General features: G+C 59.8%; 1 protein-coding gene and 1 pseudogene. Both read right to left on the bottom strand.

Annotated features, from left to right (window positions below; translation table 11 throughout):
• Positions 1-54: 54 nt before the first annotated feature.
• Positions 55-969, bottom strand: a pseudogene (locus HMPREF3120_RS04935) (IS3 family transposase); the annotation flags it as partial.
• The gene (locus tag HMPREF3120_RS04930; protein ID WP_244268753.1) at positions 963-1,217 is read right to left on the bottom strand and encodes a transposase; all 255 of its coding nucleotides are present in this window, start codon (positions 1,215-1,217) and stop codon (positions 963-965) included. The gene HMPREF3120_RS04930 and the pseudogene HMPREF3120_RS04935, both read right to left, overlap by 7 nt.
• Positions 1,218-1,327 lie beyond the last annotated feature (110 nt).

Genomic DNA, 1,327 nt, shown 5'->3' with positions numbered 1-1,327 from the left:
TGGCCTGTGTCAAATTTTGTGGACGGGTAAACCCGTTGTGTTTGGTTGTGGGGGTTAGGCTGCGGCGGCGTGTGTGTCGGCGCAGCGGGTTTTGAATTGGCGCATTGCTTCGGCGGGGATCAGCCCGGTGGTGGAGTGGATGCGGCGGCGGTTGTAGTACGTCTCGATCCAGTGTCCGACTTCGTAGCGGGCGTCGAACTTCGACGCGAACTGCTTCTTTTCGTACAGCAGATGCAGCTTCAACGTGGAAAGCATCGACTCCGCAACCGCGTTGTCCCAGCACACACCGACCGCGCCGGTGCTTAAACGCACATCGAGTTTCTTGGCTGTTTGCGCGAACTGCTTCGAGGTGTACTGCGAGCCGCGGTCGGAGTGAAACACCGCGTTGCCCGCGACGAAACCGGCCGCGTGCGCCATGGTCAGCGCGTCGACGACAAGTTGCGCACTCATCCGGTCTGCGATCTGCCACCCGACAACCATCCGTGTGCTCAGATCGATCACGACGGCCAGATACATCCACCCCTGCGCGGTGCGCAGGTAGGTGATGTCGCCGCACAGATAGGTTGTCGGCATCGCGGGGTAGAAACGGCGCCGAAGCAGATCAGCTCGTGCGCTCGCCTGCGGGTCTTGGATCGTGGTGCGTTTAAACGCGCGACGGTACTTGGTGTGCAGCGTGTTGTCAGCCATGATCTTTCGCACCGCATACAGCGTGGTTGCAACGTTTTGGGCCTGAAGCTGCCGGTAGATAGTGCGCGCCCCGGCAAAACCGTTGTGCTCGTTGAAGATCTCGATAACCAGATCGGTAATCGCCGCGCGTTTCGCCCGCGGTGTGCCACCGGCCGGCGGAGTATCTCTACGCTTGCGCCAGGCGTAATAGCCGGAGCTGGATACTTCCAACACACGGCACATCATTGACACTGGGTAGCGAGGGCAGGGGTTGCCTTCTTCGTGGAAGTGGGCAATTACCGCGAAGAGGTCCTCGTGGTGTGCTCCGTGGCGAAGAAGGCGGCCGCTTTTTTTAAAAACTCGTTTTCACGCTCGAGCTCTTTGATCCGCTTTGCCATCTCTGCCGGGTCCTGCGACGCGGCATCAGCAGCGCGCATGTGGCTGCCGGAACCAGTGCCCAAGGTGCCTTCGGCTTTGGCCACCCAGCGTCCCAACGACGAGGACGACACCCCGTACTCCTGGGCCACGGCACCACGAGTCTTGCCGAACATCAACACCTCATCAATGCACTGCTGACGAAACTGATCCGAATACTTACGTGGCATGATTTAATCCTTCCAGATCGGTGGGTTTCACCGTCCACCGGAATCATGACACCCCA

The organism is Corynebacterium sp. HMSC11D10 (assembly GCF_001806995.1).
Taxonomy (GTDB): domain Bacteria; phylum Actinomycetota; class Actinomycetes; order Mycobacteriales; family Mycobacteriaceae; genus Corynebacterium; species Corynebacterium coyleae.
Note: the sequence above shows the minus strand (reverse complement) of the source record. Positions and strands in the feature narration are given on the sequence as shown.

Coding starts and splice junctions, on each gene's coding strand:
- HMPREF3120_RS04930 (WP_244268753.1), bottom strand. CDS start 1,217: ATGTTCGGCAAGACTCGTGGTGCCGTGGCCCAGGAGTACGGGGTGTCG.